Source organism: Amycolatopsis sp. NPDC049868 (genome assembly GCF_044461365.1).
GTDB lineage: Bacteria > Actinomycetota > Actinomycetes > Mycobacteriales > Pseudonocardiaceae > Amycolatopsis.
On record NZ_JBITKV010000005.1, the window covers coordinates 293,908 to 307,971 of the forward strand.

General features: G+C 71.1%; 9 protein-coding genes. 7 read left to right on the forward strand and 2 right to left on the reverse strand.

Annotated features, from left to right (window positions below; all coding sequences use genetic code 11):
- Window positions 1-201: 201 nt before the first annotated feature.
- Together ACIBTM_RS23110 and ACIBTM_RS23115 are read right to left on the reverse strand one after the other, a co-directional pair.
- Window positions 202-3,030: an ATP-binding protein gene (locus tag ACIBTM_RS23110; protein ID WP_395879143.1), complete on the reverse strand. Its 2,829-nt coding sequence runs from the start codon at window positions 3,028-3,030 to the stop codon at window positions 202-204.
- Window positions 3,027-5,825, reverse strand: coding sequence for an AAA family ATPase (locus ACIBTM_RS23115; protein ID WP_395879144.1), 2,799 nt, complete (start codon window positions 5,823-5,825; stop codon window positions 3,027-3,029). Before ACIBTM_RS23115 ends, ACIBTM_RS23110 begins: the two co-directional genes overlap by 4 nt.
- A 192-nt stretch (window positions 5,826-6,017) precedes the next feature.
- Here ACIBTM_RS23115 and ACIBTM_RS23120 point away from each other — a divergent pair, with 192 nt between their 5' ends.
- From ACIBTM_RS23120 to ACIBTM_RS23150, 7 genes are all read left to right on the forward strand, one after another.
- Entirely contained in the window at window positions 6,018-7,799 is a 1,782-nt protein-coding gene (locus ACIBTM_RS23120; protein ID WP_395879145.1) for a helix-turn-helix domain-containing protein, read from the forward strand.
- 4 nt (window positions 7,800-7,803) lie between these two features.
- Window positions 7,804-10,440, forward strand: a complete 2,637-nt coding sequence (locus ACIBTM_RS23125; protein ID WP_395879146.1) for an AfsR/SARP family transcriptional regulator — start codon at window positions 7,804-7,806, stop codon at window positions 10,438-10,440.
- Window positions 10,441-10,475: 35 nt separating this feature from the next.
- A complete protein-coding gene (locus tag ACIBTM_RS23130; protein WP_395879147.1) occupies window positions 10,476-11,165 on the forward strand; it encodes a hemerythrin domain-containing protein in 690 nt (229 codons plus the stop codon).
- A 95-nt stretch (window positions 11,166-11,260) separates the two neighbouring features.
- Window positions 11,261-11,578, forward strand: a complete 318-nt coding sequence (locus tag ACIBTM_RS23135) for a WXG100 family type VII secretion target (RefSeq protein ID WP_395879148.1) — start codon at window positions 11,261-11,263, stop codon at window positions 11,576-11,578.
- Window positions 11,579-11,614: 36 nt separating this feature from the next.
- Complete coding sequence (locus ACIBTM_RS23140) at window positions 11,615-11,923, forward strand: WXG100 family type VII secretion target (protein ID WP_395879149.1); 309 nt, start codon at window positions 11,615-11,617, stop codon at window positions 11,921-11,923.
- 24 nt (window positions 11,924-11,947) lie between these two features.
- Window positions 11,948-12,484 (forward strand): hypothetical protein, encoded by a 537-nt coding sequence (locus ACIBTM_RS23145; RefSeq protein ID WP_395879150.1) that lies wholly within the window; start codon window positions 11,948-11,950, stop codon window positions 12,482-12,484.
- Window positions 12,485-12,505: 21 nt separating this feature from the next.
- Window positions 12,506-13,867, forward strand: coding sequence for a hypothetical protein (locus tag ACIBTM_RS23150; protein ID WP_395879151.1), 1,362 nt, complete (start codon window positions 12,506-12,508; stop codon window positions 13,865-13,867).
- The last annotated feature ends 197 nt before the right edge of the window (window positions 13,868-14,064 follow it).

Genomic DNA, 14,064 nt, shown 5'->3' on the forward strand with positions numbered 1-14,064 from the left:
CGCCGGCCGGGACATTCAATGTCCTCGTGAGCCGCACGTCGCCGGGGCATTCACCGCGAGGACGGTCGCCGCCGCATACTGGGATTCGAGCGGCGGCGACCGTCACTGGGTATTCGTGCGAAGGAGGGGTTAGAAGGCGCACGAACGGAACTCAGGTTAACCCTGCAGTATCGACCGAACCAGGCAGAAGGATCGGCAGAACTAACGGGAACGCAGGGTGTCGGCGAGTCCGCGACGGCCGTCGATGCCGAGCTTTCGATAAACGGAGGTGAGATGTTGTTCCACCGTGCGCAAAGTAAGGAACAACTCCTCGGCGATCTCCCGGTTGCCGGCGCCCGCCGCGGCCCGGTCCGCGATCCGGCGTTCCTGTGCGGTCAGCGCGGCCACACCGATCCGGGGTGCGTTCGGCCGGCGGCCGGCGATCCGCTCGATCGCCTCGGCGGCGTTTTCGGCCAGCCGGAGGGCACCACATTCGTGCGCGAGGTGGTGCGCCTGGGTGAGCACCGTCCTCGCGTCGGCGCGGCGGCTTTCCCGGTGATGCGCGAGTCCTAAGTGGAACAGCGAATAGGCGCGAGCCGGCTTTGCGGGGGAATCCGCCAGTACGGCAACGGATTCGACGAGCAGGTCGGTGTCGCGGGTGATCCGGCCGAGCGCGCGCAGGGCCTGGCCGAGCGCCCGTGGCGCGCCCCAGCGGCGGGCCAGCTCGACTTCCTCGGTCGCCAGTTCGACGGCCGGTCCGGTCCGCCCCAGCCGGTGGTTCACCAGCGCCGCTCTGGACCGCCACGGGATCTCCGCCGGATTGTGGATGTCGTATTCGGCGAGCCTGCGGCCGCATTCCCGATGGTCCGCCAGCGCGCCTTCGAGGTCCCCGCGCAGCATGCGCATCTGCCCGCGCTCGTACAGCAGCCAGTTCGCGAAGTAGCTCGGTTGCCAGGTATCGGGTTCCCCCGCCGCGGTCAGCAGTCGTTCGGCCGCTTCGATCTCACCCGTGGCGAGGTGGACCCGGATCAGGTGACCCTCCCAGCCGGACGCCGGCCAGCTGCCTCCGGACAGGCTGTCACGGAGCTCGATCGCCGCGCGTGCCTCGTCGATGGCGTCGGTGAGCCGGCCGGTGTGGAAGGCGACCACGCCGTTCAGCGCGTGCCCGAGTTCGGCGAAGATCGGCTGACCCGCCAGCGATGAATCGGCGATGAGTGCTTCGCAGAACTGCCCGGCGAGGTCGAACTCGTCGGCCCGGCACAGCCCGGCGGCACAGAACGCGAAGGCCCCCAGCCGTTCGATGGCCGAGGCCGCGGGCATGTCCCAGGCCCGCCGCAGATCCTCGACCACCCGCTCCCGGTCGGTTCCGGTGCCGGATCGGTAATGCGCGGTCAACGCCGCCGCCAGCAGCGCGGAATCGGGAAAGGGCGCGGCCCGTTCGCGCAGGCGAGCCAGCCGTTCCTCGTGCGGGAACCCGGGGATGCCGACGCCGGCGCCGATCGCGTACGCCTCCAGATCGCAGACCAACTGGGGTTCGCTGTCCTCGAGCGCCGCGGCCACCTGGTCGAGCACGTCGCGCCCCATCGAGAAGTTCCCGCTCGCACCGGAGGCGAGGGTGAGATCCTTAGCCACGGTCGCGGTGAACAGCCGGTCCGGCCAGGATTCGCGCGGCAACGCGACCACGGCCTCGAACGCGTCGCTGAGATGCGCCGCGGCGGAGCGCAGGTCGACGGAGAGTTCGGCCCGGCCCAGTTCGGCGGTCACCGCGATCCGGGTCGCCTCGTCACCGCCTTCGGCGAGCGCGCGGCGCAGGTACCGCACGGCCGGTTCGGCGACGCCCCGGTGCAGCGCCAAGCCTGCCGCCCGGCGCAGCGCGCCCGCCGCCCACGGCTCGCCGACCGGATCGCAGGCGAGCAGATGCGCGGCGATCCGTTCCGCGTCGCCACGCTGGGCGTCGAGCACCCGGGCGGCCTGCGCGTGGGCGGTGCGGCGCCGCCCGGCCGGGATTTCCCCGTCGACCGCGCCGCGGACGATCGAATGCGCGAACCGCATCGGTGCGCGGCCGCGGAGCAGTCCCATACGCGACAACACGTCCGCGGCGCGATCGGTGGTCTCCTCGGTGAGCCCGGCGACGGCGGCGACGATCGGTGGATACGCGCTCTCCCCGAGGATCGCCATCGCTTCGGCCACCGCGGCGCAGGCGGCTGAGACATCGGGATCGGCGCGCCGGATCCTGGTGAGCACCCAGCGCGACACCTCGTGCGGACTGAACTCGGCCAGCCGGGTGATCGCGCCCTTGGTGGGCGGTACACCCTCCTCGGCCAGGGTGGCGAGCAGTTCGCCGAGAAGGAACGGGTTCCCGCCGGTGACCTCCCGGCAAGCGGCCACGAAACCGGGTTCGGGTTCGGCGTTCAGCGCGGCGCGGGCGAACGCGGCGATATGCGGTTCGGACAGCCCGGACACCACCACCGGACGTAACTGCCCGGTCAGCTGGTCGACCGATGCCTCCGCGGCGCCACGCATTCCGGTGGTACGCGCCGTGATCAGCAGCAGCGGCACCGGATCCACGCGCCCGGCGAGGTACGCCAGCCAGCGCAGTGAAGCCTCGTCCGCCCACTGCACGTCGTCCACGACGAGCACGATCGGACCCTGTTCGGCCAGCCGCACCGCGAGCCAGTACAGGGCGTGCGGAACGGCGAAATGCGAGTCACCGGCTTCGGCGGGCGGCCCCGGTTCCGGCCACACCGCGGCGACAGCCGGTGCCACCGCACCCGCGAACAACGCGGTCCGGTCCGATTCGGACAGTTCGGCGATGATCGGCTGGAAGAGCTGGCGCACCAGGCCGAACGCGTAGTCCTGCTCCAGCGGATGCGCGCTCGCCCACAACACCCGGCGTCCGGCTCGGACGGCGAGCTCGGTCGCGCTGTCCAGCAGCGCGGACTTCCCGGCCCCGGAGGTCCCCGACAGCACCAGGTGATCCGGCTTTTCCGCGGTGATGGCGTCCGCTATGGCGGCGAGGTGGGCGTTGCGGCCGAACAGCGGGGTGTTCACGATTCCGCCGCCGCGAGAGCGGCCGCGATCTCGTCACGGCGATCGATGCGGAGCACCTGGTAGACGCTGGTGAGATGGTGTTCCACGGTGCGCAAGGTCAGGTAGTGCTCCTCGGCGATCTGCCGGTTGGTCCGGCCGGCCGCCGCCAGTTCCGCGATCCGGCGCTGCCGCGCGGTGAGTGCCCCGGCGCCGGTCCGCGCCGCGCGGGGACGTCGGCCGCCGGCACGGGTGATGGCTTCTCCCGCGCGCTCGACGAGCGCGTCCGCGCCACATTCCCTGGCCAGCCGGTAGGCGTGGCGCAGCTGTGCCCGCGCGTCTTCGGTGTCGCCGCGGGCGTGCAGGGCCAGTCCGAAGTGGAACCGGCCGCGAGCCTGTTCGAGGCGGGCAGGCGAATCCGCCAGCACCTCGACCGACTCGGCGAGGGTTTCCAGGTCGTCGTGGATGATCCCCTTCGCCAGCAGCGCGATGCCGATCGGGCGCGGGGCGCCCCACACACGTGCCAGCTCCAGTTCCGTACCGGCCAGGCGCGCGGCCTCGCCGGATTCGCCCAACCGGTGGTGGACCAACGCGGCGCGGGATCGCCAGGCCGACAGCGCCGGACCTCCGATTCCCAGCGCTTCGAGGATCCGGCCGGCGCGCAGCTGGTCCTCGAGCGCTCCGCGCGGGTCGCCGCGCAGCAGCCGGACCCGCCCCCGCACACCGAACAGCGCGACCGCCCCGGTGCTGTCGGGAACGTCACCGTCGAGGAAGCCGAATCTGGCGAGCACCGCCTCCGCCTGGTCCAGCCTTCCCTGGTCCACAAAGGACTCCGCGAGTCCGGCGTAGACATCGGGATGGCTGCCCTCGCCGTTGACGGATTCGGTGATCTCCTCGGCGATCCGCATGCGCTCGATCGTGTCGGTGACGTGGCCCTTCTGGTACGCGACGAAGCCGTACACCCACTGCGCCCATTTCGCGATCGTCGGAATTCCTGTGGCGCGCGCGATTTCGAGGATCCGGTCTCCGCACGCCTCGGCGAGGTCGAGCCGATCGGCGTAGCAGCAGGCGGCCGCGGCCAGTCCGGTCGCCACCAGGGAGAACTGATCGTGCCCGGCCTCGATCTCGAAGGTCCGCTCGGCCATGGCGACCGTCACCGCACACGAGCCACCCGTCCATGCCTCGTAGATCGCCAGTGCCGCGGCCGCCCAGCGAACGACTTCCGGGCTTGAGGCCGTGTCGAACAGCCGGCGTGCCCTGGCGGCCATCGGTGGCGCGAAGGCACCGAGTCCGATCATCATGCTGGTCGCCTCCAGCTCCATGATCAGCTCGTGCTCGCCGGGGCCGAGCCCGGCCAACGCGTGGGCCAGCACCTTTTCCGCGCGCGCGTACTCGCCGCACTGCGTGATCGCGACCGCGAGATTGCCCGCGATCCGGGCGGCCTGGCGTGGGTCTCCTGCCTTGTCGAAGGCTTCGCTGAGATGGGCGACCGCGCTCGGAGCGTCCACCGCGAGCTCGGCCTGACCCAGTTGGGCCAACAGGTCCGCCCCGAGGTCGCCGGGCGCCGGTTCCGCCAGCGCGCGGCGGAGATAAGTGACCGCGGCCTCCGGCCCGCTCCGGCGGGTGGCCGCGGCCGCGGCCGTCCGGAGCACGTCGGCCGCCCACGGTTCCCCGGTCGGATCCGAGGCGAGCAACTGCGCGGCGATCTGCTCGGCCTCCCGGCGCCGGTCGTGGAGCAGGCGGGCGGCTCGCCGATGGGCTGCCCGGCGTTCGTCCGCCGCGATCCCGGCGAGGACGGTGTTGCGGACGATCGAATGGACGAACTCCAGCGGATGCGTCCCGGCCAGGAACCGCAGCGCGGCCAGTGCGTCCGCCGCCTCGGCCGCCCGGTCCAGCGGCAGATCGGCCAGCGCGGCGGCGGTGGCGAGGTCGGTGCCGTCGCCGAGCACCGCGACCGCCTTGGCCAGTTCGGCGGTCGCCGAACCGGCGGGCATGCGGCTGAACACCCACGCACTGACGGTCTCCGGGACCAGGTCGGGCACCCGGTCCGCGAACTCCGCGGTCGGGGTGAGGCCCTGAGCGGCCAACGAGGTGGCCAGTTCGCCGAGCAGGAACGGGTTGCCCGCGGTGGCGCGATGGCAGGTGGCGCTGAAAACGGGATCGGGCGAGCTGCCGAACACCCAGGTCACCAGCTCAGCCGTCTGTCCGGTGGACAGCCAGGGCACTTCGACACCGGCGAGCGCGTCGGCCAGTTCGGCCAGTAGTCCCGGATCGGCGCCGGGCTCGGCGACGTTGCGGCAGGCCAGCAGCACCACGGGCAGTCCTTCGGCGCGCCGGGCCAGGTACAGCAGCCAGCGCAGCGAGGCCGTGTCCGCCCACTGGACGTCGTCGATCGCCAGCACCAGGGGCCGTCGCTCGGCGAGCCGCGCGGTGAGCCAATACAGCGCGTGCACAGCGGCGAAGGTGTCCAGACCGTCGTTGCCGTGATCGACGTTCCCGCCGATCACCTGTCCGGCGGGGGCGGCCAGGTCGCTCAGCGTGATGGCGCGTTCCTCTTCCGGCAGCGCCGCCAGCAGTGGTTCGAACAACTGCCGGACGACGCCGAAGGTGAAGTCCCCCTTCAGCGGATGCGCACGGGCACTGGCCACCGGCAGGCCCGCGGCTTCGGCCAGTTTCCCGGCCGCTGCCAGCAAAGCGGTCTTGCCGGCACCGGGTGGCCCCTCGAAGACGAGCATTCCGGCACCGGCCGTGAGCGCCTCGCGCACCCGCGCGAGCTGTTCCTCGCGGCCGATCAAAGGCCGCTCTGTTTGCAGAATCACCGTGGTACCTCCCCTGCACCCCGATCATCACCCACTGTAACCAAACGGGGATGCCCTATTGGTTAATCCGGGGTGCTCGTTAAGTATTGCGGTCCATACCGTGAGGCAAAACGGGGGGTCGGGCCTAACACTGTGTGATGTCACGCCGCTGGGGGTTTCAAGGGCGCCGGGACAAGACAAATGAGGGGCACCATGCAGTGGGGGAAAGAAGCGGCGCTCGGCGAGTTGCTGCTGAGGCACCGGCAGACCACCGGGCTCACACAGGAGGAACTGGCCGAAGCGTCGGGCTTGAGCGTTCGGGGGATCGGCGACATCGAACGCGGCAGGGCCCGCGGTCCGCAGCGTCGGTCGGTGGAGGCACTGGCCGACGCGCTGCGGCTCGAAGGTCGGGTGCGGACGGAGTTCCTCGACGCGGCCCGCCGCGGCCGTCGCCGGGCCGCGGCCGGACCGTCGAAGCCGAACCCGTCCGGGGAACTGGTCGGTCGCGGCACCGAACTCGCCGGGCTTCGCGGGTTCGCCGAATTGGTCGCGCAGGGGGCCGCGGAGGTTCCGGTCGCCGCGATCTCCGGCCTGCCGGGCATCGGCAAGAGCAGCCTGCTCGTCGCCGCCGCGAACGCGGTGGCGGACCTGTTCCCGGACGGCCGGTTCTTCCTCGATCTGCGCGGTATGGAGGAACCGCTGACCTCGGCGCAAGCGCTGGACCGGTTACTGCGCCTGCTGGAGGTACCCGAGGCCGAGATCCGCGGGCCGCTCGCCGAGCGGGTGCGGCACTACCGGTCGCTGCTCGACGGCAAACGGGCGCTGATCGTGCTGGACAACGCGCTGGACGCGGACCAGGTCCGGGCGCTGCTACCCGGCACCGCCCGATGCCTCGTGCTGGTGGCGGGCAGGCGGGCGCTGTCCGAACTCGACGCGGGCCACCGGAGGGTGCTGACCGTGTTGAGCACCGGCGATTCGGTGGCCCTGCTGGCGCGGATCGCCGGTACGCGGCGGGTGCACGGCGAACCCGGCGCGGCCGCGGAAGTCGCTCGGCTGTGCGGAAATCTGCCGATGGCCCTGCGGCTCGCCGGTCACCGGCTCGCGGTGAGCCCACAGTGGTCGCTGAAGGATCTGGCCGCGATGCTGGCCGACGAGCGACGGCTCTCCTTGCTGGCCGCGGGACCTCTTCAGGTCCGGACCGCCTTCGCGTTGTCCTACCGCCAGCTCGACGAGCGAACCCGGCTGGTCTTCCGGCACCTGTCGGTCATCCCGGGCGCGGACTTCACCCCGGCACTGGCCGCGGTGGCCGCCGGGATCGAACCGGGCGGCGCGGAGCACCTGCTGATGACGCTGGCCGACGCGAGTCTGGTGCGGCGCGTCGGCGACCGGTACGAGTTCCACGGACTGCTGCGGGAGTTCGCCGCCGAACGGTTCCGGGACGAGGAACATCCGCCGTCGCGGCGGGCGGCCACCGACCGCGTGAACTCGTGGCTGGTGCACACCGCGACCCGTGCGGGATTGCTGTTCGACGTGTGGCGACGGGCCGAACCGGCCGAGCTGTGCGGCGAGCCCGCCTCGTTCCCCCTGCGCACCTGCGAGGAAGCCGAGTGCTGGCTGGACGCCGAGGCGGGCAACTGGATCCCGGCGATCCGGTACGCGGCACGCGCCCGCTGGCACCACGATGTGATCGCGGTCGCCCGTGCCCTGCACTGGTACTCCTACGTGCGGGTGCGGCCGTATCCCTGGCCCGAGTTGTACGGCCTCGGCGTGTCCGCCGCGCGTGCGGCGGACAGTCCGGCCGAGGAGGTCGCGCTGCGCGACCTCCTCGGCTGGGCACTGGCGCACCGCACGGGCAACGGGCGCACGGCGCTACCGGCCCGCGAGCTGGCGCTCGAACTCACCGGCGTGATCGGCGACCGGCCAGAGGAAGCGTGGGCGAAATGCCACCAGGTGGCGAACCTGCTCCGGCTCGGCGAACCCGTTTCCGCGAGCTGAGTCCGTGGGAGAGAAACGGAACGAGGAACTGCAAGTGCGTGTCCGGCGGGGCAGGCCCCGTTTTCAACTGCTCGGGCCCGTGGCCGCCCGATCCGGCGATGAGCCGCTCAACGTGGGTTCCCCTCAGCAGCAGGCCGTTCTCGCGATGTTGTTGCTGCGCGAGGGCCGAGCCGTCTCGATGGCCGAGCTGGTCGACGGCCTGTGGGGCGAGGATCCGCCGCGTACCGCGCATCGCACGGTCGTCACCTACATCTCCCGGCTCCGGACCGACCTCGAACCGGGTCGGTGCGCTGGGGAAAGCAGTGACGTACTGCCGTCCGTGCCGGGCGGGTACGCGCTGCGGGCAGGGGATATCGAGGTCGACGCCGTCCTGTTCGAGCAGGAGGCGGCCGACCGGAGCGGCGGTGTCCGCGCGACGCACGACCGGCTCGCCGGGGCGCTGGCGCGGTGGCGTGGAGGCGCACTCGCCGGTGTGCCCGGCCCCTGGGCACAGCGCGAGCGAGACCGCTTGGAGGAGATGCGCACGACCGTGCGCGAGGCCCTGCTCGGCCACGCCCTCGAACTGGGGCGGCACGCCCAGTCGGTACCGGAACTGCAGGCGATGGTCGCGGAGTTCCCGCTGCGTGAGCGCCTGAGCGAACTGCTCATGCTCGCCCTCTACCGCTGCGGGCGCCAAGCCGAGGCGCTGGCGGTCCACCGTGCCGCACGGCAGGCGCTGCGTACCGAACTCGGGGTCGAACCCTCGGCCGCACTCGCCGAGCTGCAGCGGCGGATCCTCGCCGCCGACCCCGAGCTGCTGATGTCCACAGTGGACGCTCAGTCCGACGACGGGGCCGACGGGCCGGCGCCCGTGCCCTCGGCTCGGCCGCTCCTCCAGCAGCTTCCGGCCGACATCGCCGACTTCACCGGCCGCGCCGCGACAGTCGACGCGATCCGCGCCGCCCTCACCGACGGCAGCGCGGGCCACGCGGTCACGGTGTGCACCGTCAGCGGCACCGCGGGCGTCGGCAAGACCACCGTCGCCATCCACGTGGCGCACGCGCTGGCCGGAGTATTCCCCGACGGGCGGCTTCACGTGGATCTGGGGACGGCCGACCCGGCCGGTGTTCTCGCGGACCTCCTGACCGCCTTGGGCACACCGTCCGACCGGATCCCGCTCGGCCTCGCGGGGCGGGCGGCGCTCTACCGCAGCCTCCTCGCGGACCGGCGGATGCTGCTCGTCCTCGACAACGCACGCGACGCGGAGCAGATCCGCCCGCTGCTGCCGGGAACCGCCGGATCCGCCGTCCTGGTGACCAGTCGCGCCCGTGACCTGGCGCTCCCGGGCGCGCACCGCTTCGATCTCGACGTACCACCCGAGCCGGAGGCGCTGGCGCTGCTCGTCGCGATCGTCGGCGCCGAGCGGGTGGACGCCGAACCAGCGGCCGCGCGGTCCCTGGTGGCGGCCTGCGGGCGGCTCCCGCTCGCGGTGCGGATCGCGGCGTCCCGGCTCGCCGGTCGCCCCGGCCGCAGCATCGTCTCGCTCGACCAGCGGCTGCGCGACGAGCACGCCCGGCTCGACGAGCTCCGCGTCGGTGATCTGGCCGTCGCGCCGGCCTTCCGTCTCGGCTACGAAGCACTGACTCCCGAGGCCGCCCGCGCCTTCAGGCTGCTCGCCCTCTCCGACTCGCCGGACGTCCCCTTGCCGGTGGCGGCGGCCCTGCTGGACACGGACGAACGCACCGCGGAAGCCCTCGCCGAGACGCTGGTGGACGCCGCCATGCTCGAATCGCACGTACCGGAGCGCTACCGCTTCCACGACCTGCTGCGCCTGTACGCCCGCCACCGTTCCGAACAGGTGGAGAGCCCCGCGGAACGCGAGGCGGCACTCGTGCGCGTGGCGGAGCTGCTGATGGCCGGCGTGGTGCGAGCCGTGCGAGCCGTCGTACCGGGAGAGCCGCCGCGTGCGTGGTTGCGTTCGGTGCGACACGCGGGTGTGGAGTTCACCGGGGCCAATGAGGCGCGGGAGTGGTTCGGCACCGAGCACGCGCTGCTGACCGCCACGGTGGGGCAACTGTTGCGGTGCGGGCCGCAAGCGTTGCGCACGGCCGTCGAGCTGCTCGGTGTCATCGGGGTCAGCGGACACTTCATGGGCCGGGCCCACTACCTGGAGATCAGCAGGATCGCGGGGGCCGCCGCCGAGCGGGCCAGGGTGCAGGGGGATCCGGGGTACCGGGCCAGGGCCTTGCACATCCGTGCCTGGCTCGCCTTCCTCTCGGCGCGGCACTACACGGCGGAGACGGATCTGCGTGCGGCGCTCGCCTGCGCCGCCGAGGTGGACGATGCCTTCCGCCGCCACCTGTCGGGCAAACTGCTGGCACTGGTGCTGTGGGCGACGGACCGGCCGGAGGAGGCCGAGCGCGCGATGCGCACGGCCGAACTCTTCGCGGGAGACGAGCAGAACCCGGACAGCCCGGCGAGCGTCGCCCGGTACGTCGCGCGCCTGTACGCGGCGCTCAGCTCCGGGCAGCCCGGCGTGACGATCATGACGCCGGTCATGCGCGCGGCGGACGCCACCGGGGAGTCCTTCACCACCGTGGACGGCCTGCAGCGCCTGGGTACCCTTCTGCGAAGCCCGAACGCGGTGTTGATCAGCCGTTGAGCCCGCATTGGCCGCGGCCACGCACGGTGAACGGCATGACGAACGACTCCGCCCCGACGGACACGGCGTCCGCGCTGCCCGACCTCACCGGCATTCGCCTGAGCCACCGCGCCATCCGCGGTGATATCACCCGCTTGGCCGCTCTGCTGTCCGGCGCCGGTGCGGCGACGATGTCGTTCACCCGCGCCGGCGCCGTGACCAGGTACGTCCACCGGTACAACGCCGCCGTGCGCCACCATCACCGCAACGAGGACGACCGGCTCTGGCCCGTGATCGCCGACGCGGCGGGCCAGGCCGTCGACCTTTCCCCGTATATCGGCGAACACGAGGTGCTCGACCGGCTCCAGGACGCCGCTGACCTGACTGCCACGCGCTTCGCGGAGGACCCGGCACGCCACGCGTCGCGGCTCGCGGCACTCCTGGCCGAACAGCGCGACCTGCTCGTCGAGCACATCGACGCCGAGGAACAGCACCTCTTCCCCGTCATCCTGCGCCACGTGAGTGCCGCGCGGTACGCCGCCGCCGAGGCCGAGATCCGCGGATCCACCCCGCCCGAACTCGTCTCGTGGATGCAGCCCTGGCTGTGGGGGTACGCCACCGCCGACGAGCGTCGTCTGCTGCCGCCCGCCCCGGTCATCGAGCCGCTCCTGGCGGCCTACATCGACTGTGAGAACCAGACCTTCGGCCTCGCCGAGGCCGTTGATCCGACGTTGACCGGCCGTTAACCGCGCTATCGCACGCTGATCGGCAGATTCGACGTTCTGTCCTGCGTCGACAAGAACTTGTGCGAGACCGGGATCTCGCCAGAGAGGGGAACACCATGACGTCGCCCACTTCGGTCTCCACACCGGCGATGCAGAAGGCGGCCGGTGAATTCGAGGCCGCGTTGAGCACGTCCAACACCACACAGAACAACATGCAGAACAACATCCAGCAGTTGAACGTGGCGTGGACCGGGGACGCTTCCGTCCGGTTCAAGTCCTCGATGAACGCCTGGTGCCGCGAGTACCAGAACATCGTCAAGGAGCTCGGCACGATGCTGGAAGCTTTGCACGGCAACACGAAGTCCTACGTCAAGACCGAGCAGAGCGCGGTCGACATGGCGGGCAGCGCGATGCCCGGCCTGCCCGGCCTGTAGTCAGAAATCGAGAACCGATCAGGGAGAACCATCGACATGGCGCAGTACACCATCGACTTCGGCCGCGTGCAGGGTGTCCTCGGGCAGATGGAGGGCGTGGACAAGCAGATCAAGACCATGCTCAGCACGCTGGAGAGCAACACCGAGAAGAACCTCGCCGAATGGCAGAGTGACGCGAAGGCCTCCTATCAGCAGTGCAAGGCGAAGTGGGACGCCTCCGCGGCACAGATGCCCGTCCTGCTCGCGCAGGCCCGCCAGGCGCTCGCCGAGATCATGACGAGCTACGGCAAGGCCGAAAGCCAGGGCTCGGACATGTGGAGCAGCATCGGCGTCGGGAGGAGGTAGGCCGTGACCGTTGAAGGCATCGCCATGGCCAACGCCAACAGCAACGCCGCGGCGAACAAGGCCAAGGGCGACTTCGAAAAGAGCGGCCACTACAACGGTTTCGGCGACCGGCCGGCGGATCGCAAACCGGAGGACGGCGGCGCGCTGCCCGTCCCGCCGGTGTACAAGTCCGAGGGCGGTAAGGGTCAGGTGTCGGTGGACGACATGGCCCTCAAACATTTCAGCCGGGCCATCCAACAGCTCCTGCCGACGCTCAAGGAAGCGCTGAAGGATATCGGGTCGATCGATATCAAGGCGGGCAACTTCCAGCACGGCCACAAGATCAGGGCGGTGGCCGTGGGGGCCGATGGTGAAGGCGGGTTGAAGAGGGAATACGTCACCACGCTCACCAAAGTGGGCACCGCCTTCGAGAAGCTCATTTCCGGCATCGACGAGCTGGCCACCAAATACAAGACGACCGAGGAACTCAACTCGAAGGGCGCCGGGGACGTCGCCCAGCTGATGCAGGCGTTCGGGCGGGGGATGCCCGGCGGGGGCGGGGCTCCCGGCGGCGGGGCGTAGAAACAGGATTGGCGCGAGAAAATGGTGCAGTCGAAGGACGTCCCCACCGGGGGCGATTACGACTCCTGGACATGGAAACAGATCAAGGCGGCGGTCAACGGCGGCTCCGAGGAGCACGGTGGCGAAGCGGCCAAGGCGGCCAACGCCAATCCCGCGTCCTTCTTCGACGCGGGGAACAAGTTCGCCAAGCTGGCTCGGGTGTTCGAGTTGTGCCGGGATACCGTGCAGGTGCACTCGAAGGCCATCGCCGGGCCGGACGGACCGTGGAAGGGCCCGGCCGCAGAGGGCTTCCGCAATGCCATGGACTACTACGGCAAGGTCTTCGACGCCCATGTCGAGCGGGTGAACAAGCCGCCGTTCGGCGGCTCCGGATCCCTGCCCCAGTCCATTGTGGATGCCGGTAACAAGCTGAACGCCGCGCAGTACCAGCTCGAAAAGATCGACCTGTGGTACGCCGAGCAGGCGGTCAAGCTCGGCGCGCCGAAAATGGCGAACGGGCTGATCCAGGTGTCCGCGAAGCCCGAGGTCGTCAAGCTGCTCGACCAGGACATGCGGAAGGTGATCAAGGATTTGGCCGGGGAATACTCGGTCAAGGTCCGGGACTTCGAAGCCCCGGTGCCCAAGTCACCCGACGAGATCAAGCCCCCGCCAGGAGGCGGCCCCGACGGGATCACCCCGCCGTCACTTCCTCCGATGCCGGGTGGCGGAGGAAATCCGCAGAATTTCCCCGGTTTCGGCGGCGGCCCCGGTGACGGGCCCAGTCCGTTCCCCGGCGGCGGCGGACCGGCCCCGTATCCGGGTGCCGACGGGCCCAGCCCGTATCCCGGTGGTGGCGCCGGTGGCCTGCCCGCCCCGTTGAGCCCCCGTGACCTCGGGCTCAAACCGGATCCGTACGACCCGGGCACCGGCCTCGCCGGTGCGGCCCCTGCCATCCATCCCGGTGGCGGAGCGACCACGCCGCTCGGCGGTGGGCTCGCGCCGTACCAGCCTGGTGGCGGCGGCGGTCCTGTGCCCGGCGGGATGCCGGTCGGTCTGACGCCTTACGCGGGTGGAAAAGGCGGCGGTCTGTCGCCCTATCCCGGCGGCAAGGGCGCCGGTGGCGTCAAACCGTACGGCGCCGGGGGAGCGTCGCTGAGTGGCGCCGGTGTCAAACCCTACGGTGCCGGAGCTTCCGGTGCCGGTGCCCACGATCAGGGCGGTAAGGCGGGGGCGGGTACCGGCAAGGGCGGATCCGGTGTCGGCGGGATGCCGATGGGCGGAGCGCCGGGTGCGGCCGGGCAGGGTGAGCGGGAACGGGAGCGGACCACCTGGCTGCGGGAGGACGAGGACGTGTGGGGCGCCAACCCGGATGCCCCACCGGGCGTGATCGGACGGCGCGACTAGAGCGGACCGTCAAGCGACCCGCCGGAGCTGTTGAGGGGTAAGGCGAAGGCGGTGGAACCGGCCGCGGGGGTCCATAAAGGACATCAGATGGAGCCGATGGCGGCGAGTGGGGAGGATTTGGGACGTTCAGTGTCCGGAATCTTCCCCACTCGGCAGCAAACCGGGCCGTACGAGCTTGATCAACGGAGGATCGGGGA